General features: G+C 38.1%; 16 protein-coding genes. 11 read left to right on the top strand and 5 right to left on the bottom strand.

Annotated features, from left to right (window positions below; all coding sequences use genetic code 11):
* Positions 1–6: 6 nt before the first annotated feature.
* From H5116_RS02105 to H5116_RS02095, 3 genes are all read right to left on the bottom strand, one after another.
* On the bottom strand, positions 7–3,288 hold the full coding sequence (locus H5116_RS02105) for a tetratricopeptide repeat protein (RefSeq protein ID WP_182715442.1): 3,282 nt from the start codon (positions 3,286–3,288) through the stop codon (positions 7–9).
* Positions 3,288–5,996 (bottom strand): endo alpha-1,4 polygalactosaminidase, encoded by a 2,709-nt coding sequence (locus H5116_RS02100; protein WP_182715441.1) that lies wholly within the window; start codon positions 5,994–5,996, stop codon positions 3,288–3,290. Before H5116_RS02100 ends, H5116_RS02105 begins: the two co-directional genes overlap by 1 nt.
* A gap of 305 nt (positions 5,997–6,301) precedes the next feature.
* Complete coding sequence (locus H5116_RS02095; RefSeq protein WP_182715440.1) at positions 6,302–9,007, bottom strand: endo alpha-1,4 polygalactosaminidase; 2,706 nt, start codon at positions 9,005–9,007, stop codon at positions 6,302–6,304.
* A gap of 520 nt (positions 9,008–9,527) precedes the next feature.
* Between H5116_RS02095 and H5116_RS02090 the strand changes: the two genes are divergently transcribed.
* The 5 genes from H5116_RS02090 (at position 9,528) to H5116_RS02070 (ending at position 15,500) form a co-directional block, all read left to right on the top strand.
* On the top strand, positions 9,528–11,195 hold the full coding sequence (locus H5116_RS02090) for a methyl-accepting chemotaxis protein (RefSeq protein ID WP_182715439.1): 1,668 nt from the start codon (positions 9,528–9,530) through the stop codon (positions 11,193–11,195).
* A 151-nt stretch (positions 11,196–11,346) separates the two neighbouring features.
* Positions 11,347–11,832, top strand: a complete 486-nt coding sequence (locus tag H5116_RS02085; protein ID WP_138490033.1) for a MarR family winged helix-turn-helix transcriptional regulator — start codon at positions 11,347–11,349, stop codon at positions 11,830–11,832.
* A 133-nt stretch (positions 11,833–11,965) separates the two neighbouring features.
* Positions 11,966–12,715 (top strand): RIO1 family regulatory kinase/ATPase, encoded by a 750-nt coding sequence (locus tag H5116_RS02080; RefSeq protein ID WP_182715438.1) that lies wholly within the window; start codon positions 11,966–11,968, stop codon positions 12,713–12,715.
* Positions 12,716–13,030: 315 nt separating this feature from the next.
* Positions 13,031–14,383 carry a magnesium transporter gene (locus H5116_RS02075; protein WP_007584828.1) on the top strand — a complete coding sequence of 451 codons (1,353 nt, stop codon included), beginning with the start codon at positions 13,031–13,033 and terminating at the stop codon, positions 14,381–14,383.
* A gap of 55 nt (positions 14,384–14,438) precedes the next feature.
* The gene (locus H5116_RS02070) at positions 14,439–15,500 is read left to right on the top strand and encodes a DUF21 domain-containing protein (protein WP_024598984.1); all 1,062 of its coding nucleotides are present in this window, start codon (positions 14,439–14,441) and stop codon (positions 15,498–15,500) included.
* Between the two features lie 32 nt (positions 15,501–15,532).
* Here the strand turns inward: H5116_RS02070 and H5116_RS02065 are convergent, their stop codons facing one another.
* Positions 15,533–16,138, bottom strand: a complete 606-nt coding sequence (locus H5116_RS02065; RefSeq protein WP_002958928.1) for a TIGR04211 family SH3 domain-containing protein — start codon at positions 16,136–16,138, stop codon at positions 15,533–15,535.
* Between the two features lie 307 nt (positions 16,139–16,445).
* Here H5116_RS02065 and H5116_RS02060 point away from each other — a divergent pair, with 307 nt between their 5' ends.
* The 4 genes from H5116_RS02060 to H5116_RS02045 all read left to right on the top strand — a co-directional run bounded on the left by H5116_RS02060 (position 16,446) and on the right by H5116_RS02045 (position 21,750).
* Positions 16,446–17,969 carry a CYTH and CHAD domain-containing protein gene (locus H5116_RS02060; RefSeq protein WP_024596277.1) on the top strand — a complete coding sequence of 508 codons (1,524 nt, stop codon included), beginning with the start codon at positions 16,446–16,448 and terminating at the stop codon, positions 17,967–17,969.
* Positions 17,970–18,635: an START domain-containing protein gene (locus H5116_RS02055; protein WP_154903669.1), complete on the top strand. Its 666-nt coding sequence runs from the start codon at positions 17,970–17,972 to the stop codon at positions 18,633–18,635.
* 87 nt (positions 18,636–18,722) lie between these two features.
* Positions 18,723–19,532, top strand: coding sequence for a phosphate/phosphite/phosphonate ABC transporter substrate-binding protein (locus H5116_RS02050; RefSeq protein ID WP_182670812.1), 810 nt, complete (start codon positions 18,723–18,725; stop codon positions 19,530–19,532).
* Positions 19,519–21,750: an ATP-binding protein gene (locus tag H5116_RS02045; RefSeq protein WP_182715437.1), complete on the top strand. Its 2,232-nt coding sequence runs from the start codon at positions 19,519–19,521 to the stop codon at positions 21,748–21,750. Before H5116_RS02050 ends, H5116_RS02045 begins: the two co-directional genes overlap by 14 nt.
* Before the next feature lie 39 nt (positions 21,751–21,789).
* On the opposite strand, the gene H5116_RS02040 is transcribed toward H5116_RS02045, so the two are convergent.
* Positions 21,790–23,307, bottom strand: coding sequence for a S10 family peptidase (locus H5116_RS02040; RefSeq protein WP_182715436.1), 1,518 nt, complete (start codon positions 23,305–23,307; stop codon positions 21,790–21,792).
* Between the two features lie 363 nt (positions 23,308–23,670).
* Here H5116_RS02040 and H5116_RS02035 point away from each other — a divergent pair, with 363 nt between their 5' ends.
* Both H5116_RS02035 and H5116_RS02030 read left to right on the top strand, forming a co-directional pair.
* On the top strand, positions 23,671–24,894 hold the full coding sequence (locus H5116_RS02035; RefSeq protein WP_002958922.1) for a diguanylate cyclase domain-containing protein: 1,224 nt from the start codon (positions 23,671–23,673) through the stop codon (positions 24,892–24,894).
* 211 nt (positions 24,895–25,105) lie between these two features.
* Entirely contained in the window at positions 25,106–25,444 is a 339-nt protein-coding gene (locus H5116_RS02030) for a P-II family nitrogen regulator (RefSeq protein WP_004587162.1), read from the top strand.
* Positions 25,445–25,452 lie beyond the last annotated feature (8 nt).

Below are 25,452 nucleotides of genomic sequence, written 5' to 3'. Positions count from 1 at the left end.
CTAACATTAAAAATGTACGTAATAACCTAATTGTAATTGTGTATCTGAGTTACCCACTTTATTACTACTTTGGTAACCTAGCTGTAATTTAAATAAATCATCGCCTAGTACAGACCAACCTGCGCCACTCGAAACAGATACATCTACTGTATCGTTAAGTGTTTGATAGCCAGTACTTATATCGAATAGCCATGAAGGGTTTGCGCCTAAATAAGGCGGCTCTAACGAACCCGTTGAGGCAAATGAGGTGCCTAGTGCAAAGCGCCTAAATGGTTGAAGGTCAACTCTTAGAGGTCTTGTGTCTGTATTTATTAATGCATTTACACGTTCAAAGTCTTGCCATTGTGCACTAAAATAAGCGTTCCAAATTGGGCGATCTTTTAAAATGCTGTACTGGTAACGTGCATTATATTCTTGGCCATTAATGAGTGAGCTGCCATCGCTTCTTCGAGAAAAAGACATCGCTGCTGCTGATAGCTGTACGTTTTGTCTACCATCAATATTGTAGTTAACATAGGCCGTGGCTTTATCTAGCTGAGCATAGCTAAGTAGTGCTTCTGATTGGCGGTTTTCAACATTATATTCAAGCTTTAAACCTACCTGTGTTCGTGAATCCCATTGATAACGAGAGTCTATGCTAAGACCTTGGCGGCTAACTAAGCTGCCTTGGTGCGAATCTATTTTTGCATCAAAATACCAACGACCAAATGTCATTTTATCTTCTATTGCAAACAGTAATCCGTTGTTATCAAGGTTTTGCTGATTACTTAAACTTAATTTCCATTGCCCATTAGCATAAGGAAAATAAACGTTTACATCGTACTGGCTACTGTTTAAACCAGCCTCTGGCGATAGGTTAATTTCAAGCGCCCTAAAGTAGGATGCACGTGCATTTCTAAGTAAGCTCAATTGTGATTCGTCAAGCTCACCAGTCAGTTCTTCATACCAACGCTGCATTGTTGCGTATGGCTGCTTTAGATAGAGTAGGGCGTTTAGTTCATCTAATTTGCTTAGTGAGCCTTCTGCTAATAGTTGTTTCGCTTTATTAAATTCGCCGTTGGTCATATAAAGTTGTAGTTTTTGCCATGGCTCTAATTTTTGTGCAGCTCGGCGTGCTAACCACCAGTTTGTTTGGGGCTCACCAATAGTGTCGGGGGCAAGTTCTTCCATTGTGTTTAATTGCATTAAATGAGGAACAGCCATCGCGCCCGCCCAACGGAACATTAAGCCTCTGTATGCATATTTATCTTTAGGTAAGTGTTGCAGTAAATAGTGATTAAGTTCAGCAGCATTTGCATAATAACCAAGTTGCTTCATTACATCGGCTAAGTTAACCAGTGTTGTTAAATCGCTTGGCTCTGCAATGGCCAATTTACGCAAATAAAAGTAGGCACTGTTATATGACTTTTCGTGAATAGATAGGCTAGCTAAGAGCTGCGTCCACGCATAGGAAGTGTCGCTTTGAGAATAGCGCGTTAAAATGCGGCCAATCATTACAGTGTCATGCATTTGCAGCGCTAACCAACCTTGTGCAAGCACAACATCAGAGTCATATTCGCTTAATTTAGCGGCGCGGTTTAAAGTTGTATAAGCTGAATTTAAATCACTTTGGTTTTGATACCAATTAGAAAGAATTAACCAAGCAGGGTAGAGAGCTTTATTGTAGCGCTGCTTATCAAGTTCAGCATGAATACGTGCAACTGATTTAGCATCATTTACTTGTGTGCTTAATAATGCAATTTGAATCAATTGACGGTCAGTTTGCGACTCACTTTTCCATAAATAATCAAGAAGCTCCTGAGGCCGACCTTCAAAGCGCAGTTGTTGGTAGTGCAGCATGTCGCCTACGCTCAAAGGACTTATTTTTTGTAACTTCTCTAATGCATATAGCTCATGAGCTTTGTCCTTAACTCGCATTGCCATGTCAACATTGGCGCTCCAAAACTCATCGTCAGAACTTTCATGTTTGTTTTTTAGTACTTGCAGAGCTGTAGAAAAGTCATCATCTAGCCAAAATGCGCGGGCAATCCAAAGTAAATCTTCTTCATTTTTAGGCCCTTTATATGTAGGCCACAAAGCTCTTAATGCTTTTAAATTACCAGTATCGTGAAGTACTTTTGCTTTCCAATATTGTGATAATGCACTTTTACCATTTATTTGCTCAAAGCGTTCAATATTATTTAATTCTTGCTTTGTGTTACCAATAAATTCGTTAGCTTGCATCCAATTAGCAAAGCCATGACCTTTTAGATTTCTATTTTGGGCTTTATATTCGTATATATCATTAGCGTCTTGGTATAAATATAAAGCGGTGGCATCGTTAATACTATCGGTAAGCATCGCAGGAGTTACAGCTTTGTTAGACATTAGCCATTTAAACTCTCGAAGTGCTTCTTTAGGCTTGTTTTGCCAGCGCTTTATCTTCCAATTTAATAAATGTAGCTCTTTGTCAGCTGGGCTTTGTAGTAATAGCTTTGCAAGTAATTGCTCAGCCCCTTTTGCATTTCCATTTGCTAAACGCAGGTGCATTGCTTGTGTTAAGTACTCGCTGTTATTTGGATCGGTCTTTAATAAACTTTCAATGGCTTGAGCCGCATCTTCTGTATTGCCTGCTAAGTTAGCCAAATAAAGTGTGCGTTTAATATTGGCTTGGTCGCCATAGGTTTTCCACCATGCATAAGCTTGTATCGGGTTATTTGCACCAAGTGCAGTTTCAATCGCTTTAGCTGCAATATCAGCATTTATATTTGTTTTATAAATAGCGAATGCTTTGTCAGGTTCCCCTGCGCTTAACCAGTAATCGGCTGCAAGGAGAGGCTGTTTATTTTTTTGATAGTACTGAGCAACTTTTGCATTTAACCCAACTGCTTTTGCAATAGTTAATATTTGTTCGTTCCAGTTTTTATGAGCACCAATTTTTAAAGATAACTCTTCAAAGCGGTCGTCAACTTTAGCACCGCTTGCTAGCCATAATGAGTAGAGCAGCTTTATTTCAAGTGTTGCTTTGCGCTCACCTCTAGGTAGCTTTTCAAGCTCGTTAGTAGCTTGTGAATACTCACTAAGCCCTATATGTAGCTCAACTAATTTTGCGCGTAGCTTTTCGTTGTCGGGCTCTGTATTGAGCGCTGCATTAAGGTAAGACTTCTCAAAGGTATAGTCTTGTGAAAGTGCATCATCTTCAAAAAATAAGGTATGGGGAAATAACGCATAAAGTGCAAAACAACTTACGGCTAATATCGCTAATATTGTTTTTACTGAAATTAACTGAGGGCGCTTTGTAGTATTCATTATAGTGCGGCTCCGTCGCAGTTAAGGTAACCATAAAAATCACCTGCAGGTATTTTGAAATGTGTTAATTTACCTCGGTTAATACCTTTAAAGTGCTCACCCAAACCAGATACAAACTCACAAGAGCGTGCATTCATTAAATCAAGCGAAGCAGGTACCCACGCTTTAAAGCTAACAGGCCCGTTAACTTGCCAGTTATTAATAACAACATTTGCAGATGCTAAATAAGGTTTTTTACTATTTTGGCTATGATCAAAGCTAAGGCGAGCTATGTTATTTATAATATGTATGTAGTCACCTTTTTCAGTTACACCAGATACACCTTCACTTTGAGCTATGTTTGGCACATCAAAGTCGGTAGGTATTCGCAAAGTATGAATGTACTTTGAGCTAAATAACCATTCATTATTACTGTTTTTAGCAAGTGCAGAAAAGTAAAAGTCTTTTGCTACTTTTGCATAGTGGCTTAAATGCACCGGTGTATTTGGCCTTGCTAAAACATAATCAATGTTGTGTTTTAGAGCGTCTAAGCCCGCAAGAACTTCACCTGAATAAAAGTGATAATAAATAGTGTAAGGTTTTAACCTATATGGCTTTTCTGTTATTTCGAATGTTTCGGTTAAGCGTCTAAAGCCGTAATAAGGGCCATGCCATAAGTTTGTGTAAACATTTTCATTTAATATGGGGGCGTAAATTTGATACAGCAAATCTCTTTCAGGGCGACCGATAGGGGAGATGTGAGAAAGGCTTGGGTTATCAGCATTTACATCAGTATTACCGCCATTGACATTTAACACACCAGCGTCACGAGCAAGTTCAAGTGCTTTTGGGCCAGGTGTTGCATCACCAGACCATAGCATCATTACTGTTTTTTTATTTTTAGGTGCGAGCTTGTCATTAATGTACTTTATCGAGTCGGTAATTTCTTTTTTAAGGCTAATTGTGTTGTAGCCAGGCACGTCTAGATGAAAACCGTAATCAGTGTCGTCTTCATCTATCTTTTTTCGCCCAGATAGAGCAGTCCAAAAATAGGGGTGGCTATAGGTGTGTGAAGCAACTTCTACGTAAGGCAGCTTAAAAATACTACGCGCAATGTCTTCGAGTTTGGCACTTTGTTTAGAGTGAATACCGCCTTCTTCAATGTCAGCTTGGATCACTGAGGACGTTAACGGTAGTTTGTAGTGTTTAATTATTTCATCTCGAATTACTTCTGCTGAATAAGGCCTACCCGCATAGTGGGCAACACTTGTAAATCCATCTCCATCTATATGCAGCGTAAGCATTCGCCTGCCGCTTTCGGTGGTTGTATCTGGCACTAATATAGGTGGTAGTTCCATAGCCTGAGTTAGTAGTGTACGTGGATCAATAACCCATTTGCTGCCTTCCATCGGAAATGTATCAATTAGCCAAGGAGCAACCACGACTGCACCATATTTAGTTTTAGCCGCTTGTACAATTATCGTGTTATCAGCTGATTTTATTGTAATTAAAGGAGTCGCATTAGTTGCTAATTTTAGTAAATATGGTTTAACGATAGGGGGAGGTGTTGTGGATTCTCCTTTGAGCCAAGGTGCAAAGCTATCTTGTTTATATGGACCTTCAGGTAGTGTGTTTAACGACTCAATACCCATGTTAAAAAGTAATTTAGTTGACTGTGGTAACTCGCCTAAAATAAGTTCTGGCACAACACCTAAATTAGCTTCAAGCCAATTGGTAAGTGTTGGGGTGTAAAATGCATCGCTTGAGGTCCACGAAATAATACCGGCATGTAAGCTAGGGTCAACCAAAGGTAAGTCGCGTTTTGCCATATCTATGTAATCAGGTATGTACCCCAAATACTCAATCATGGTCGCAAGCTTTAAGTGTACGGTAGTGTATATGAGTGGTTTTACGTTACTGTTATAAGGGATTAAAATGCGCCTAGGGATCGGCGTAATTGATGATGTGCCCCACGTTTGCAAGTGACCGTCGGTCACCCACGGATTGAAACCTGCGTCTATAATATTTTGTGCCATAGTAAGGCGATTACCGGGCTTTGCATAATCAATAACTTGGACGTTGAGGCCTAAACTTTGTGCTGTTTTTAATTGTGCGCTTAGCCAATCTTGGTCGTTTTTGTTGGTCACTTTATAGCTATTGTCGGTTGGATTGAAGTGGCTATACAAACCCTCAGCAACTAAGTCACTTGCTAAATTAGCGAGTTTAGGCAATAACTCAAATCCCCGATTGAGGATAAGGTGCTTATCAAAAGTCTCAGATAGTGAGCTTATTATGGTGACTAACCCAGCTTGTTGATCGGGTTTACTGTGTGTAGCATCTAATAGCTGATAGCTATCTAGGGTATCTAAAAATAAGCCGCTAAAGCCGCGTGCTTTTAATGCCGCAGCGCTACTTTTAATATGTTGTTGCCAATGTGCTGATGCTAAATCGGCAATATGGCTATTCCAGTTAGGGTTAACTGCGAGTGAAGACTCACTTTCAATAAACGACTCACCAATACTTAAATAAGCATAGACAGCAATATTACGCTGTTTAAACCAATTAAGTTCGTGCTCAGTCACAAGATCAGGCTGGACTACAACGCGAGAATAAAAGGTCATTTCGGCTAATGGCATCGGCGCTGAGTAGTAAAATGCAATACTATTATTCACAGGCTTTGCAAATACTTGACTAGAAATTAAAAGCACTAGGTATAAAAAATATTTCATTAGTAATTCATTTCAATTAATTTATAACTGTGGCTCAAAGTAATGCGTTCCAATTTATCTAGCTATTTGGTATTAGTAATATAGGGTTATTATATGTTAATGGAAGATTAATTTCTACATGTTAATTCAACCATATACTCAAGGGGTATAATAACATGCTGGTTTGATTAACTCACCACAATAAAACCCATTGGTTTGCCACTCGAGTTATTAAGAGCAACCTACAAACCTATACTTAGAAAAACGATAAAAGAATGTATCAATATGTTACTTACAATAAGAGCTTAGTTTTTTATTACTCACCATCAAGCAGCTCTTTTACATTTTAAGTAACCGTAGAATTGACCTTTTGGCAGACTAAACTGTGTGATATCAGCATTTGATTTACCTTTAAAGCGCTTTCCATCATTAGAAACAAACTCACAAGAACGGCCATTAACTAAATCAATTTTAGCAGGCACCCAGGCTTTAAAACTGACAGCTCCATTCACTTGCCAATTATCCATGGAGACATTAGCTGAAGCTAAATACGGTACATTGTTTTCTTGGCTGTGATCAAAGCTAAGCTTTGCTAAATCATCAGTTATATGAATGTAATTACCCTTTTGAGTGACGCCGGATATTCCTGAACTTTGAGCTACATTAGGAACATCAAAATCATTGGGAATACGTAATGTTCGAATACTTTGAGAGCTAAAAACCCATTCGTTATTGCTGTTTTTAGCAAGAGCTGAAAAATAAAAGTCTTTAGCTATTTTTGCATACTGGCTTAAATGTACTGGCGTATTCGGTCTTGCAAGTACGTAGTCTATATTATATTTCAGGGCATCAAGTCCAGCAGGTAGTTCACCAGAATAAAAATGAAAGTAAATACTATAGGGTTTTAATCTGTATGGTTTTTCTGTAATTTCAAATGTTTCGATTAGGCGCTTAAAACCATAATAAGGCCCATGCCACAAGTTGGTGTATACGTTCTCGTTAATAATGGGTGCATAAATTTGGTATAACAAGTCACCTTCAGGTCGTCCAATTGGCGATACATTTGTAAGAGTTGGGTTATCAGCTTTTACTGAAGTATTACCACCATTCACGTTGAGCACGCCAGCTTTTCTTGCTATGGCTAAAGCCTTTGGTCCTGGAACCGCATCGCCTGACCATAGAATTAATACTGTTTTTTTATTCTTTGGCGTCAGTCGTTCATTAATATATTGAATTGACCCTGAAATTTCTTTTTCTAAATCGACAGAGAGATACCCAGGAATATTTAAATTAAGTCCGTATTTCGTATCATCTTCATCTATGTTTTGTATCCCTGATAGCACTTTCCAAAAGTAAGGGTGGCTATATGTGTGCGATGCAACCTCTACATAAGGTAGTTCAAATATATCTCTTGCAACTTGCTCAAGTTCTTTACTTTGTTTTGAATGTAAGCCGTTAGGCTCTATGTCTGCTTGTATTATGGAGGAGGTTAATGGCAATTTGTACCTTTTTATTACCTCATCGCGAATTACTTCTGAGTTGTATGGCTTACCTTTGAAGTGCGCAATGCTACTAAATCCATCGCCATCTATATGCAAAGTTAACATACGCCTTCCGCTTAGAGTCGTTGTATCAGGAGCTAATATTGTGGGTAAATTTAGTACTTTTGTTAACAAGTTCTTAGGGTCTATCACCCATTTACTGCCTTCCAGTGGTAAATTATCAATTAGCCAAGGGGCTACTATTATGCCACCTAGTTTAGTCTTACTTCCTTGCGCTAGGATTTTACCATTTGCTGAACTAATGCTAATTAACGCTGTGGCGTCTGAGGTTAACTTAAGGGAATTTGGTCTGATAATTACAGGTGCTTTTGTAGTTTCACCTTTTAGCCAATCGGCAAAGTATTTAACTTCATAAGGGCCAGGTTGCGCATTATTTATATTTTCTACGCCTAAACTAATCAGTAATTTATTTGATTGAGGTAATTCCCCTAATATTAGCTCCGGTACTATTTTTAAACCCCCTTCCAGCCATTTAATAATCTCAGTACTATAAAATATATTACTAGTAGTCCAAGAAATAATGCCGGCATGTAAACTCGGATCTATTCTAGGTAAGCTTTCTTTAGCTACATCTACATAATCAGGAATATACCCTAAGTATTCTATGATTGTAGCAAGCTTTGAATGAACAGATTTTTTAACTAATGGTGAAATATCGCTATTATAAGGAATTAATATTCGCCTAGGCACCGGTTTTATTGATGATGTACCCCATGTTTGCAAGTGGCCATCTGTCACCCATGGATTAAAACCTGCGTCTATAATCTTTTGTGCCATAGCGAGGCGGTTATCGGGCTTTGCATAATCAATAATTTGGACGTTGAGGCCTAAGTTTTGTGCTTTTTTTAATTGTGCGCTTAGCCAATTTTGGTCGTTTTTGTTAGTCAGTGTATAGCTATTGTCGTTAGGGTTGAAGTGGCTATACAAACCCTCAGCAACTAAGTCGTTGGCTAAATTAGCGAGTTTAGGCAATAGCTCAAAGCCCCGGTTGAGGATAAGGTGCTTATCAAAAGTCTCAGAGAGTGAACTTATTATGGTGACTAATCCAGCTTGTTGTTCGGGTTTACTGTGCTTGTCATCTAAAAGTTGATAGCTGTCTAGAGTATCTAAAAATAAGCCGCTAAAACCACGTGCTTTTAATGTCTCAGCGCTCCTTTGAATATGTTGTTGCCAATGTGCTGATGCTAAATCGGCAATATGACTATCCCAGTTGGGGTTTATACTAAGTGATGACTTATTTTTATTAAAGGACTCGCCAACACTTAAATAAGCATATACAGCAATATTACGTTGTTTAAACCAATTAAGTTCGTGCTCAGTGACGTGTTCGGGCTGAACTACAACGCGAGAATAAAAAGTCATTTCGGCTAGAGGCATCGGGTACGAATAGTAAAATGCAATACTATTATTTACAGGCTTTGCAAATACTTGACTAGAGATTAAAAGCACAAGATATAAAATATATTTCATTAGTAATTCATTTTTATTAATTCATAACAGTGGCTCAAAACAATATGTTTCAATCTATTTGGTTATTTAGTACTAGGAAGATAGGGTTATTATATGTTAATAAAAAATTAATCTCTACATATTAATTTAACCTTGAGGTCAATGTTTATACTCGCTTACAAATAATCTAACTCGCTGCAATTAAAACTAATTGACTTAAATAAAAGCAGTAGGCTACGTGGATATTATTTATAGAGAGTGTTTTAAATAATGGATAAACGTTGGATGAATTATTTTTATTAAGACTAAGGTCTCTGCGTTATTGGTGTCTAAAATGCCGAGTTGGGATTATAATATGGCTAAGCTGACTTCTAACTAACTTGGTCCCACCTAATTTTACCTATGCTTTTCTTAATATAAGTTTAAAGCGATATAAATGAGCGAAGTTATTTTGGGCAAATAAGTAAATCTGCAAACTATATTAGTTTTGCTAGATTTTAGTTGTTGCTGCACACACACCTTTATTCACCTCGGAGAAAAAATGAGTAATTTAAGCTTGAAAAACAAATTGCTGTTACTAGCTATTTTACCGCTAATGCTACTTTTGATCAGCTTAATGCTGAGTTCTTATTATTTAGAGAATAAAAATCAGCAACAAAATTTTGAAGCATTTCAAACTAAGTTAATAAGTGACAAGCAAACGTTACTAAGTACCGAAATTGAAATTGCTAGCAAAATTGTTCGCTATCAATTAGCAAATGGCTCTGAGCAAGATGCTAAAAACGCTTTAAGAGACTTAACATTTGGCCAAGGTGGTTACTTTTTTATATACGACACCAATGGCATTAGTGTTTTTCATGCATTACTAGGTGATGCTATTGAAGGGCAAAACAAAATAGGGATGACTGACCCTAACGGTAAAAAAATAATAGTGGGCTTATTAGAGCAAGCTAGAAAAGGCGGTGGCGCTTTTAACTATCATTTTCAAAAACCAAATACCACAGGCTTAGTTGAAAAGATGGGCTATGCAGCAATGATACCAGGCACAAACTGGATGATTGGTACTGGCGCATATATGGATGATATAGACGCAGAGCTACTTAAATACCAAACAGCAATGCAAAAGCACATGAATGATAAGGTAATGACCTTATTATTAATTGCTTTATTTTGGGTTGTTTTAACAATTATATGTGCGTTAGTTGCCGCAAATACAATGGTAAAACCAATACAGCGCATGGCGCAAAGCCTTGACGATATTGCAAAAGGTGAGGGCGACTTAACCAAGCGTCTAGACATTGATACTAACGATGAAATAGGCCAACTTGGCGAAGCATTTAATATGTTTGTAAGTAAGCTACATGGCATTATTGCTAATGTGGTTGATGTAACACACGATGTAAAAACAGCTTCTGGTGACATAAATACACAAACACGATTAATTGAAGACAAGTTACTTAATCACAATCATGAAACAGATCTTGTTGCGACGGCTATTACCGAAATGTCGGCTACTTCTCATGAGGTGGCTCAAAATACAAACCAAGTGGCAGAGTCAACTCAAGCGGCAACGCAAGAAGTTGCTAAAGCTCAAGAGTGTGTTGATATTTCACTCAGTGAGGTTTCAAACTTAATGGGCGAGATAAACCTAGCCGCTGAACAGGTTGATTCACTCAGTGATCAATCTAAAAAGATTAATAGTGTACTAAGCGTAATTGGTGGAATTGCCGAGCAAACAAACTTACTTGCACTAAATGCTGCGATAGAAGCTGCACGAGCAGGTGAGCAAGGCCGAGGATTTGCTGTTGTTGCCGATGAAGTAAGAAGCCTAGCAAGTCGTACTCAAGTTAGCACACTAGAGATTAGTGAGATGTTAAGTGAGTTACATAATTTAGTATCAGATGCCGTAGCTGCAATGCAAGCAAGCCAAAGTAGTTGTAATCGCTCGGTTGAATCGTCTCGTGCTATTTCAGAAAGTTTAGGCGCGGTAACAACCTCAGTTAGATCAATTAACGACATGAGTACGCAAATTGCAACGGCAGCTCTGGAGCAAAGTAGTGTTACAGAAGAAATAAATCGTAATGTATTTGCCATTCAAGAAATAGTTAATGAGTTAACTATTTCAAGTAAAACCACCTCTTCAGTTGGTCAGCATTTAGCTGGGCGTGGTGAAAGCTTAGGACACTTAGTTGGCCAGTTTAAGATTTAACAAAATTTTAAACTATATAAAATAAAGCCGCTGATTGCGGCTTTATTTTTGTGGCTTAGTTTTAGCTGCTTAGTTTTTATAAAAATTATTGAATTTTTTGTATGCGTTAAGGTCTATCAGCATGCAAATATACTTATACAGTGGAATAACTATGCAAAACATGCCATCAATTAAACGTTGTACTCGAGAAGAGTTAGCGCCAGAGCAAGATTTGGGGCGTTTAGTCTCTTTTTTACGTTCGAGATTAGCCATTCATGTTGATGCCAAGTTACTTCCTATGGACTTAACTTCTGCGCAATATATTGTGGTTGTACTACTTGCGAGAGAGTCGGTTAATACGCTTGCAGGACTTTGCGAATATATGGTTTATGATCGTGGCGCTATGAGCCGCTTATTAAACCGACTTGAAGAAAAAGGACTCATTATTAAAACGCAATGTGAGCTTGATAAGCGCTCAACTATTTTGTGTTTAAGTGAAAAAGGTAAAGCTCTTTGTCCTGAAATTATGCCTGTCGTGAACGAAGTCTATGCGCAAGCATTAAATGGTTTTTCAGAGCCAGAAAAAAACCAAATAATCGACTTACTATTCAAAGCTATAAATAATCTTGATTCACTGCCAGACTCCCCCCAAAAGTAGATTATCAATAAAATAGCGATACTGTTTCAATAGAAAGTTAGCGTGCTAATTAGTTGATCTGATTGTGCGCAGAATCTAACTTTGATAATATAGTTGCCTAGGCAATTAAGGTTATTATCTTGTTAGGTTTGTTATGATTGAAAATAATTTGTTAGTACAATTACAGCAGCAATATCCAGAACATACTTTTATGCAACATCACTTAAGTGTTGTCCATAAGGGACGTTTTGCTAACGCGATTGTGTATCGATATAAAGATAATGAATTTGATTTAATTGTTAAAGATTTTAGCCAAAGCCCGTGGTTTATCCGCAAAACATTTGCACGAATGTCGGTAAATCAAGAGTACAAGGGGTTGAGCCGTTTAGCTGAGCTTGATGCAGTTGCTAACCGCTTTTGTAGATTGTCGCCGCTAGCGGTTGCTTATAACTATATTGAAGGCACGCCACTGCGCGCTTTAATTCATGAAGACAAAACACTACCTGTTAACTTTTTTAGTGAGCTTGAGCGTCAAGTAGCAAAAATGCATCGCAAAGGCATCGTGCATTTAGACTTACGTAATATGGGTAATATTTTATGCGGCGCAGACGGTAAACCTTACTTTATTGATTTTCAGTCCACTATTAGCTTTTCTCGTTTTCCACGTTGGTTGCAACGCTTTATGCGAGGATCTGACATGTCAGGCGTATATAAAGCATGGAATAAATTGGGTGAGCAGCCTCTGCCACAAAAAAAGCAAGACTATTTAGAGCGCTTTAATCACGTGCGTAAACGCTGGATTTTTAAAGGTTACCCAATACAGCGTGGCTATGCGTGGGGCGCTGCACTTATTACTCAATTTGTAGATTCTGACTTAGTACGAAATATTACTGATAGACTTTAATTTAAAGCATAAACCGTAATTTAAAAACACCTAATTCATTGTGTGATTTTGCCCATATTAGCCTAGCTAATATGGGATTTTTTTTTATTATAAGTAATCCCTTTAGTTTGCTTACTTGTTGTTTAATCCCTCAAAAATAATTCCTTTTACTGTTTTTTTAATTTTTTAAAATAAATATTAGTACTGCATTTAGTTTGCCCATACAATGCGCAAAAATAGCTTGCGCATGCTTAATAAGTTCACGTTTTTTCTGCAATTTTTTATTGTTCAAGTAGACTATAAATAATGTGCGCTTTTAAATTTTAAGGTTTTAAGATGATTGAGTATCCGGTAGACCAACTTCCACAGCTCATAAATGATTTATTGCAATGCGATACAACAGAACGCAAAAATAAATTATTAGCAGATGCGCAGTTAACGCTTTCAACAGAGCACCTGTCATTACTTTTTGAGGCGATACCAAAAGAACAACGACTTGAAATTTGGCAGTTGCTTGATGAAGACACGCAACACGAAATTTTTGTTAATTTAAGTGAAGATAGTTGTTTGTGGTTGCTACAAACGCTAGAAGACACTGAGGCTTTTAAACTTCTTGATGAAGTTAATGTAGAAGAGCTACTGGAACTTGAAGAAGTTATACCAGAGCGATTTGTTGAGTATGCAAAAAAGCAACTCGATGAAGCGCAAACCAAACAATATGATTTAGCGCAGCAATACCCGCCAGAGCAATTAGGTCACTGGTTAGGTTTTGACTTTTTAAAAGTATCGGAGAAGCTAACAGCCGGTGGTGCTAAAAAATTGCTACATAAAGGTTTACCGCAATACAGTGAAGTTATTTATTTAGTAAGCCGCAAGGGTAGTTTAATAGGTGAGGTTGCGGTAAATGATTTAATAAAAGCCAGCGACACCGATAATTTAATGACATTGGCAAATCATGACTTTTCATCGCTCCATGCTGATGATGATTTATATGAAGCGGCAGAAGTGGTGATCCACAGTGAAAAAATGGCACTGCCAGTGGTTAATGCTGATAACAAATTACTTGGGCGATTAACCATTGCCTCTGCTTATGAATTACGACAAGAAATTGCTGATGAAGCAGCCGCTAAAGCCGGTGGTTTACGTGAAGACGAAGACCTGTTCGCAAGTGTGCGAAAAAGTGCTAAAAACCGTGGTATATGGTTAGGTATTAATTTAGCAACTGCCTTTTTAGCGTCGTGGTTTATCGGTTTATTTGGCGCAACGATAGAACAAGTTGTAGCATTAGCTGTATTGATGCCAGTGGTCGCTTCTATGGGGGGAATTGCAGGTAGTCAAACATTAACCGTTATTGTGCGAGGTTTAGCGCTTGGACAGGTTACAGATTCAAACCGTAATGCGTTGCTTAAAAAAGAGCTGCGTGTTGGCGCTGTAAATGGCTTGGTATGGGCGTTTGTAATCGGCCTACTTACCTTTTTATGGTTTAACGACTTAATGCTTAGTATTACGATTACGGTAGCCATATTATTGAATTTAGTGGCCGCGTCACTAGCAGGTGTTGTTATTCCGTCTATTTTAGACAAAATGAAAATTGATCCTGCGTTATCTGGTTCGGTAATTTTAACTACCGTTACCGATATTGTTGGGTTTGTTACCTTTTTAGGTTTAGGCAGTTTATTGCTTTTATAAGCCTTATACCAATTCGCTTAATTAAGTGAAATGGTATTACTAACAGGAAAATACAATGACCTTTGAAGTCATGATTTGGTGTGCAATTGCTTTGTGTATTTCACAATCGGCAATATTTTCGGGCTTAAACTTAGCGTTTTTTTCACTAAGTAGGCTTCAGCTTGAAATGGAAAGTGCAAAAGGGAACGAGGCGGCCATAAAAGTAATGGCCCTTCGAAACGACTCTAACTTTTTATTGTCGACTATTTTGTGGGGCAACGTAGGTATTAACGTACTACTTACACTACTTTCTGATTCGGTATTAATGGGCGCAAGTTCGTTTTTATTCTCAACTATCGCAATTACTATTATTGGTGAAATAACACCGCAGGCCTATTTTTCGCGTAATGCGTTAAAAATGGCGAGCCTACTTTCGCCGTTAATTAAGTTTTATCAGATTCTGTTTTATATAGTTGCTAAGCCAACGGCTTTAATACTCGATGCATGGTTAGGCAAAGAGGGGATTACGTACTTTGCTGAAAGTGAGCTCAGGGGTATTATTCGCAAACACATAGAGGCTGAAGAAGCTGATGTTCAACATGTTGAGGGAATAGGCGCACTTAACTTTTTTAGCTTAGATGAAATAAGCGTAACCAAAGAGGGTGAGGTAATTGATCCAGACTCTATTATTGCTTTGCCTACTAAGCTTGATTTACCTATTTTCCCAGACCTTACATTAACAACTGATAATGAGTTTTTACGCAAACTACATAAGTCAGGTTATAACTGGGTGATCATTACCAATGAAGACGGTTGGCCTTTATTAGTGGTAGATGCTGACGGTTTTTTAAGATCAGCGTTATTTGAGCCAGATACGTTTGACCCTTATCATTATTGTCACAGACCTATAATTGTTGCTGATGAAGCGATGCGTTTGAGTGAAGTGATTTTAAAAATACGAGCTAATCATTCTTTAGATAAATCGTTTGATGGGGCCATTGATCACGATGTGGTCTTAGTGTGGAGCGACGTGAAACGCATTATTACCGGCGCTGATATATTTGGTCGGTTGCTCAAAGGTATGAGTGCACCAAAACTCGAACTGCATGAAAATACAGAGAATAAAAAGCCGCTGTAAAGCGGCTTTTTTGTATTTAGTTGGATGGAGCTTTACGCCCAACCTTCGTAGCGCTTACGACGTGACAGCACTATCGTTAATATAATACCTAAAAACAGGCCTAAAAACGCAATAGCACCACCGTAAGTCAGTAGCTGGCGTTTCTCTTTTGAGCTAGCAGCTTCTTTTTGAGTGCGCTCTTGTTCTAGCGTTGTTTTAAGTTTAGTGATTTGAGCAGATAGCTGCAGATTTTGATCTGTTAAAGTTTGATTTTGTTCTTGTAGCTGTGGAAGTTCTATTTGAGCTTGACGTAGCTTTTCTTGCATAGTGCTCATTTCGCTACTTAGTGTTTTGTACTGTTGGTGTAAGCCAGCTGTTTTAGTAATAAACTTAGTTTCTATCCAGCCTTCGCGGTCTTTATCATCTTTAATTTTTATAAAGCCATTTTCTTCATTTGATAACAAGGTTAACTTTGTTCCAGCATCTACAGAGCCGAGTAGTCGATAATTTTTACTCGCCCCAGAGCGCATAAAAGTGTATAGATTATCGATAATATAAGCGGTGTTTGCATTCGTTGAATTTGCAGGTTGTGCTTCTTGTGCATAACTCATGAATGTGGTGGCTGTTAAAAGTAGCCCTAATAAACAATGTTTTAGCATTTATCTACCTTGTTGATCTAACTGCGTCCGTTATGAACGTGATTTTTATTTCACATAAGTAGTTAGATAGTATGGATTAAATAGATCAATAGCAAGACTGATATTGTAACCCAGTACGGTAACGCAGGAGTAGTTATCGAGTCCACTAGGTTACAAGCCTCACGCTATGATTAAATTGCTCCTAGATAGAACGAATTTTAATCCACAAAGGCCATCAAGCCCTAAAATAAGGTTAAAAAATTTGCATTGTTAAGGCGCTTTGTTTATTTTGAGCACTTATTTATTTTAAAGGTAATCCGCAAACCGAATGGATACTGAGATAGAACTGAAATTTTTGGTATCAGATGCCGTTATTCCACTGATCCCCTCGTTAATTACTCAATTTGCAAAAACGGTGAAGAATAAACCGTCTCGCAGCTTACAAAATGCATACTACGATACGCCAAGCAGAGAGCTTAGAGCGCTTGATATAGGCTTTAGAACGCGTTGTTCTGACAGCGAATGCGAGCAAACTATAAAGCTTGCAGGTGAAGTGGTAGGTGGTTTACACCAACGTCCAGAGTACAATTTACCAATTGAATCAAGCCGCCCTAATTTAATGGCGTTTGATGCTGATATTTGGCCTCATGGCATGCAAATAAGCGCCATCTCAAAAAACCTGTATCCAATATTTAGTACTAACTTTATTCGTCGTACTTGGTTAATTGAAACTGAAAGTGGCGCTAAAATTGAAGTCGTACTCGATAAAGGTGAAATTGCGGCTTCGGGTAAAATTGAAATTATTAGCGAGCTAGAAATTGAGCTAGTTGAGGGCAGTCGTAATGAGCTGTTTGCATTTGCAGATATACTAGTTAGCCAAAACTGCATACGCTTGGGTTTGTATTCTAAGGCCGCGCGTGGTTATCGACTTGCTGATGAAAAACCTTTAATGCCAAGCAAATCTATTGGTTTTGTACAATTACCAAAATCGACTACTCAAGAGCGTGCTTTAGTTGAAGCTATGAACTTTGGCATTCGCTTTGTACAAAAGCACGAGCAGTGCTATTTCGATAAGCCAAGTTTAAAAACACTTAAACGCGTAACTGACGGCATCAGTTTAATCCGCCATACTTTTTGGCTATACGACGATATAGTATCTAAAGAAAGTACAGAGCACTTACGTACCGAACTTAAATGGTTATTAAGTGAATTAGCGTGGGTAGAAAACGCGATTCAATTAAAAACGTACACGTCTAAACGCCATGCTTTTTATAAAAAAATTAATGCGGCGCCAGCACTTGCTCAAGTCATTGGAGACTTAAAAGAGTTACAGCCAAGCATTGACGATATAAATGCACTGTTTCACAGCGCACGTTATAATCGTTTATTACTATCGTTAACTACCTGGTTAATCGATAAGCAATGGCGTAAAGACTGGGGGCAAGCAGAGCTTCAAGCGGCTGAGCAAAATGTGTCGTCTATTGCCAATAGGCTTTTCAATAAAGACTGGAAAAACCTGCACGAGTTGCTTCCAAAGGAGCAAACACTCGATGTCGCTTCGTATTTAAACCTACGAACTCAGCTTGAAAATAGCCTACTGAGCGGTAACTGTTTAGGATCGTTATTTGATAAAGAAGAACGCCTAGAGTTTAGATTGCCTTGGCTTGATATTTCTCATGGTATTTATGAATTAAGTACGCTTGAGTATTTAAAGCAATTATGTGCAGGGCAAGAGGACGAACAGCTTGCTAAAATCCAGTCATGGCTTGAACAAAAGTCTGAATATTTGGTCAGTGCCATGGAGCAAAGTCGCCTTGCTTCACTTGACATAGAACCTTACTGGCAAAAATAAATGATGCGCTTTTGTAATAAAATTCAGTTGCAAAAGTGTTTATTCGTTATTTTTTTATTAGTTAGTTTTAACACTTACGCTGAGCCCATATGGCATTTGTATAAAAACAAAAATGGCGTAAGTGTGTATTATCAAAGCCACAGTGATAATACCTTTGAAGTAAAAGCGCAGATGAGCGTGAAAGGCGTATCCACCAATGAGTTTTTAGAATTACTTAGTGATACCGATGCCGCACCCCAATGGCTCGAAAATATATCTCAGGTAAAGGTTATTAAGCACATAAGCCCATCAGAAAATTTAGTGTACAGTTATTTTAATTCTCCTTGGCCTGTTAGAGATAGAGATAGCATTACTTATTCTTGTTATTCACAGCTGACTGCAAATAAAAGCCAATTGCTTATTAAGGCTCGCCCTAATAAGCAGCCCAAAAACAATGGCGTTATAAGAATTACTACTTTAAATGCACGCTGGCTGCTGAGTGAGGACAAAGGCCGCCTTGATATTGAGTACCAAGTATATGCTTTGCCTGATGGGGCAATACCTACTTGGCTAAGCAATAAGGTCGGATTGAAAAGTACTTACATCACATTTATGAACTTGCATCATATGCTCACAGATAAAAAATACACTCCAAAACTACCTGTAATCAAAGCAGGTCAATGCTAAATATCGAATATATAATAATTTAATGGTGTGTTGAGTAGTCTTTAACTACGCTTAAGCAATAATGACACGCTATTATTTGGAGAATTGATGAAGTATTTAGTGGCTATATTATGTTTGATACACAGCTCATTCTTATTAGCTCAAGAATATACCTTTGGTGTAGTGCCGCAATACGAGCCGCAAAAGCTAAATACTATTTGGCAACCTTTGTTAAAGCAAGTAAGTAAGCAAACAGGGGTAACAATAAAGCTAATTACAGTTGAGTCTATTCCTGTATTTGAAAAAGCCTTTGCTAATGGCGAGTACGACTTTGCATACATGAACCCATGGCATAGTGTTGTAGCATACGAAAAACAGGGGTATTTACCACTAATAAAAGATGCAGGGCGAAAGCTGCAAGGTATTTTGCTCGTAAACAAAGACAGTGATATTGATAATTTAAGCCAACTAGAGGGCGCTGAAATAGCATTCCCTGCACCTAACGCATTAGGTGCGTCATTATTAATGAGAGCTGATTTAGCATTGTTATACGGGCTAACAATAAAGCCTGTATATGTCCAAACTCATCCATCGGTATATTTAAATGTAGCACTGCACTCAACAATGGCGGGCGGTGGTGTAATGGGCACATTTAAACAACAACCAGAAAGCTTACAAAATAAACTCAAAATTCTTTATAAAACGCGTGAAATTAGTCGCCACCCAATTGTCGCCCACCCAAGGGTTGATGCTGCAATACAGTTAAAAGTGCAACAAGCTATTTTAGATATAGGGCAAAGCGCAGAGCATAAACATTTACTTGCAGGTATCCCAATTATTAAACCTAGTATTGCAACTTTAGCAGAGTATCAGCAGTTAACTCAGTGGGGCTTGCGCTCATTTTATGTTGAAAATTAGAGGGTTTCGTAGTTTAAGGGCGCAAAGCTTTATTGTTGTATTGCTTTGTGGCTTGCTTATGGCATGTCTTTTTATGTTTTACGCATTACCTGAACAAGCGCGTTGGGTAAACGATGGGCTTTCAAAGGCTGCTCAGCGTTCTTTAGCGCAGTTATCGACTTCTATAACGACTCCGTTGTTAACTAGGCAATATGCAGAGCTATATGAAGAGATAGACAGTCAACTTCAAACTCGCCCTAATTGGAAAAGTATTAAAATTGTTGATGTTGATTCAAAAAACCAATTGTATCCGCTTGATAATTGGGTTGAAGCAAATGAAAACGGCGACATGCTGTTATCTCAACAGGTGATATTTTTAGACAAACCGCTGGCTAATATTAGCTTGGTTGTTAATTTTACTAATGAAATTAACGAATCTTCAAAACTTCATTACACCTTAATATATATACAATTTATTATTTTAGTTATCGTTTTTATAGGTTTGGCTTGGCTGGTGGATTACAGGGTTACATCGCCGTTGAGGACGCTAAAACTTGGGTTTTCACGTTTAGCCAAAGGCGACTTTGATTGCCATATAGATAAACAACAACAAAATGAAGTGGGCAGTGTAATAAATGCATTTAATAATATGGTTGATGAGGTTGCGAATAACCATCAAAAATTAAATGCATTACGAATTCAAGCTGAGTCTGCAAGTAAAGCAAAGTCAGATTTTATGGCCAGTATGAGCCACGAATTAAGAACTCCATTAAATGCAATTTTAGGCTTAGCCCAGCTGTATGGATATGATGAGAGTGCAAATAAAGTACAAAAAGAAAACGCGAAAAGCATTTATCAAGCTGGAGAACATTTACTATTACTCATAGACGATGTGCTTGATTTAACAGCTATTGAGTCGGGTAATATGCAGTTTAGTTTTTCTTATGTGCCTATTAAAAGCATATTAGAAGAGTCAGTAGAGCTTGTCACTGAGCTTATTAAAGGGCAATCAATAACACTGCAAACTCACGGTTTTGAGTCCTTAGAAGGGTTGAGTATTTATATTGATCAGCGCCGCTTTAAACAAGTGATGCTTAACTTGCTTTCAAATGCGATTAAATACAACAAACCAAATGGCAGTATTAATATTAATTGTCGGGTGTTAAGTAATAAACAATGCGAAATAGATGTAATAGATACCGGATGTGGATTTTCTCCAGATGACATTTCTCGCCTATTTAAACCTTTTGACCGCTTAGGCGCTGAAACCAGTAAAGTAAATGGAACCGGTATTGGTTTAGTGATAACTAAGCAGCTGGTAGAGCGTATGCAAGGGTCTTTGAGCGCACAAAGCGAGCAGCACAAAGGTTCTTGTTTTACGCTAAACTTTAACAGTTTTGATCAAACTGACTTGCCAGCACAAGTGCAAGCCCCTCAAATAACACAGCAAAGCTTAAATGCGGTAACGCTTCCTACGCTTGAGGTTTTAGTGGCAGAAGATCAAGTTACAAATCAGCAAGTGTTAAAACAGCAATTAACTATGCTTGGAGTGTGCTCTACTTTTGTAAGTAACGGTGAGCAAGCTTGGGAGGCCATACAAAATAAACGCTTTGATATTTTACTAACCGACATTCAAATGCCCTTACTCGATGGGTTAGGGTTAGCCAAAAAAATACGCGAAAACACTCATTTTGATGAACTGATTATAATTGCAATTACGGCCAACATTACCAAAAACAACATAGATAATTGTTATACTTGTGGAATGAATGGCTTTTTAACAAAGCCTATTGAGCTTGTTAAATTAAAGTCGTTATTGATGGAGCATTCTCAAACTATGGTCAATACACGTTCAGAAAAATCAGATGGTGAAAGTATAGCTTCAGATAGTTTTGATCAATTAGATATTACGCTACTAAAAGCAATGCTTGGTGATGATCCTAGCGTACATTGCATGGTATTTAATGCGTTTTTACAAACAGCAGGGGAGCAAATTAAATTAGCTAACGCGTATGCTAAAAGTAAAAACTATGTTGATTTAGCTTTTCAGGCTCATGCATTAAAGTCGTCTTCAAAGTCTGTGGGGGCTATTGAGTTGGCAAATATATGCCAACAGATAGAAACACAGGCAGAGAGTGAAATAGTTAAAGGTGATTATATACAGCAGCTGGAAGAGTGCTTTAACGATGTAGTCACACAACTTAAAAGCTATTGTTTACGATATGAAAAACGCACATAAAAAATGGCTCTTAAAGAGCCATTTTTTGTTTTAGGTATATTAGTATTTAGCCGCTTGCCCTTTTTTGGGTAAAGCGTGCTGTATAAAGTCACGTAAATCGTTATTAGAGCTTTCTAAATCAGCGTGGCGAAGGTACATCATGTGTCCGCTTCTGTAGCCTTTAAAGCTCAAACGGTCTTTCATTTTACCGCTTGGGTCTAATTGCCATAACGTATATTTAGCGTCAAAGTAATTGGTTGCGCCATCAAAGTATCCTGATTGGATCATCACGTTTAAGTAAGGGTTTTGTGCCATTGCTAAACGTAGGTTTTCGCCTGTATTATTACCGGTTCTATCCCATGGGTGAACATTACCAAATAAATTATATTTTACATCCGTTTTATAGTTTAGCTCTTCACGCAAGTAGTGATTAATTGCAGGAGTGAAAGAGTGTAACCAAGAGGTAAGTTCAGCCCAGTAGTCTGGGGATTCACCCGCGTCTCTTTTATCCATTCCTAAATAACGAGAATCTAAGCGACCCACAGTTTGACCACGTTCACGTAGTAGCTCTTTCCAGAAAAACTGAGTTGGAATATCTAAGTTATTTTGCTCAACAAACTTTTCTGATAAGCCTGCGTAGTGCGCCATTTTTGTAATTATGCGTCGCTTTTCATCAGCATTAATAAAGCCACCTTTAGCAAGCGCAGGGATTAACTCATTTACAGTAAACTCTTCAACTTCAGGTAATAACTCATCAAGATCTTTAGCTTGTAAATCGGCGTTAAGTGCTTTGTGATACCAAGCAGTCGCTGCAAAGTAAGGTAGGCGGTTAGCTGCTTTAATCGGACCATCGCGCTTAATACCAATGTCAGTAGGTGATACGAGAACAACACCGTTTATGTACATCCACTGACTGTTTTGAAGCTCATGAGCGAGTCCAGATACACGTGTTGTACCGTAGCTTTCACCAATTAAAAATTTAGGCGAGCGCCAGCGCTGTGCTCTATTTACAAAAGTATTTAACCACTCAGCAAGGTATTTAATATCGGCATTAACACCAAAAAATAACTCTTTTTGTTTTGCTTTGGAAGGCAGTTCGCCTTTTTCGTTTTCAAGTACGCGAGAATAGCCAGTATTTACCGGGTTTACGTAAACAATATCGGCAATATCAAGTACAGAATATGGGTTGTCTTTTACGCCATAAGGTTGAATTGGATAGCCTTCGTCATCAATTTTTAATACGCGAGGGCCAGTATAAGCAAGGTGCATCCATACCGAAGCCGAACCTGGCCCGCCATTAAAAGAAATAAGTAATGGGCGAACTGTCCTGTCGTCAACTTTGTCACGTGTGTAGTAGGTGTATTGTAGTGTAGCAACCGCGTCGCCTTTATCATCCCATACAGGTTGTGTGCCTGTAGCTACGGTATAACTAAAACGCTGGCCATTAATTTTAGCCTTATGTTGGGTAACTACTTTGCTGTCTACATCAATACGACGTTGGTTATCGGCAAGCGTGCTTGTACTAATTATTAATGCAATAACGGTTATCGGTAAACTGATAATACGACTAAGCTTCATTAGGTGTCCTTATTATTGTTGATACATCATTAAAGATAAAAATGAGTTAAATAACAAAAGTATTGAGACTAGTGGCCGATAATACTGGTTAAGTAAGGTATTAATACATTGAAAGGCGCGTATTAATCGCTTTTATAGTTATTTTGGATTTACTTTCTTTATTTAGTTAATTGCAAAATTCAGGTATATTGCGGCCTACTTGTATTGATTTTTTATACAGGCTATCACCAAAAAATCTAACGGATTACGCTTTCAAGCACATAAGTGCACTCTACACCGGATGTTTATGACTAATGCTATTGCAGTAATTGCGTGGTATTTGTCGTTTTGTGGTAAAACTAATTAAAGGTAAAGAGAAGCTTTATGCAAAGAGTATTAGTGGTTGAAGACAGTAAAGTAGTGCAGCAGGTACTTCGCCACTTAACTGCACAATACCTTGATGTGGCAATCGATTTTGCTTGGTCTTTAGCTGAATGTGCCACTTACGTAGAAAAATACGACTACACGCTTGCGTTAGTTGATTTAACCTTGCCAGATGCTCCTCACGGTGAAGTCGCAAAATATACTTTATCTAAAAAGATTCCTACGGTTGTTTTAACCTCAAAAATAGATGAGTACAAGCGCCAACAAATGCTTGAATTAGGTGTCGTTGATTATGTTATTAAAGATAATCGCGACTCTTACCATTACGCCGTTAAACTCGTTGCGCAATTGCTAAGAAACCAAGGTTGTAAAGCATTAGTAGCAGATGATTCATTACTGAGCCGCTCGTTAATGAAGCAAATGCTTGAAAAGCAATTGTTTGATGTGACAGATGCCCACGATGGACAACAAGCACTCGAAATATTAAAAGCTAATCCTGATATAAAGCTACTTATGACCGACTACGCTATGCCTTCTATGGATGGCTTTGAACTTGTTAAAGCGGTACGTAACTTTAGAGGCCGAGACGACTTAGCAATTATTGGCTTGTCGGGCGCGGGGAAACATGGCCTATCAGCGCGATTTATTAAATATGGCGCCAATGACTTTTTAACAAAGCCATTTATGAATGAGGAGTTTCATTGTCGAGTACTTCAAACAATGGAGCAACTATCGTTAATTTCAGATATTAAAGAAAGCGCGCATAGGGATCATTTAACAGGGCTTCATAATCGACGCTATTTTTATCAATATGCAGAAAAGCTCCTTAAAAGTAAAAACCAGAAAAATACTCTCGCATTGTTAGATATCGATTTTTTCAAAAATATTAACGATACATTAGGCCATGAGGGTGGCGATCAGGCTTTAAAGCAGGTTGGTTCATTAATCCGTACTACGTTTTCAAAGTTTACAGTTGCACGGGTTGGTGGAGAAGAGTTTGCCATAATATTACCTGAGATAGAGCTTGAACGTGGTCGTGAATACTTTGAAGCATTTAGAAAAAAGCTGGCTAGTTACGATTTTTCTATCAGCGATAAATCAATTAAAATTACTACAAGTATAGGCTTGGCAGACTTTCAAGACACTAGCTTGACGCAGGCAATGCGTGTTGCTGACAAAGCATTATACGAAGCTAAAAACCAAGGAAGAAACTGCGTGGTATAGCTCTGTTATATAAAGCTAAGCATGCAATTAATATATTGCACGCACCAATGTAGATAACTTGTTAAATTAACGCACCTAATTGGTGCGTTTTTTTTGTTATTTAGTTTCTGTTTTTCACTAACTTATTGTTTTAAAAAATATAAAAATAGTGGCACAAAGGTTGGGTTGTTTAACCCAACAGGATAACAATAAAGAGTCCGAGGGGGCCGCTATGAAAATGATTAGTGCAATCATAAAACCATTTAAATTAGACGACGTGCGTGAAGCACTCGCTGATTTAGGAATTGAGGGGATGACAGTAGTTGATGTTAAAGGTTTTGGACGTCAACGAGGTCATACTGAGTTATATCGTGGTGCAGAATACCAAGTAGATTTTATTCCTAAGATCAAACTTGAAATTGCAACTCGTACTGAAAATTGTCAACGCGTTGTTGAAGCAATTACTAAAATTGCATCAACAGGTAAAATCGGTGACGGGAAAATTTTCGTGTACGACTTAGATCAAATTGTTCGTATCCGTACTGGCGAACTTGACGAAGAAGCAATTTAAGGGGGTCT

Source organism: Pseudoalteromonas sp. SG45-2 (assembly GCF_014164115.1).
Classification (GTDB): Bacteria; Pseudomonadota; Gammaproteobacteria; order Enterobacterales; family Alteromonadaceae; genus Pseudoalteromonas; species Pseudoalteromonas distincta.
This window is presented reverse-complemented; position numbering and strand designations above follow the sequence as displayed.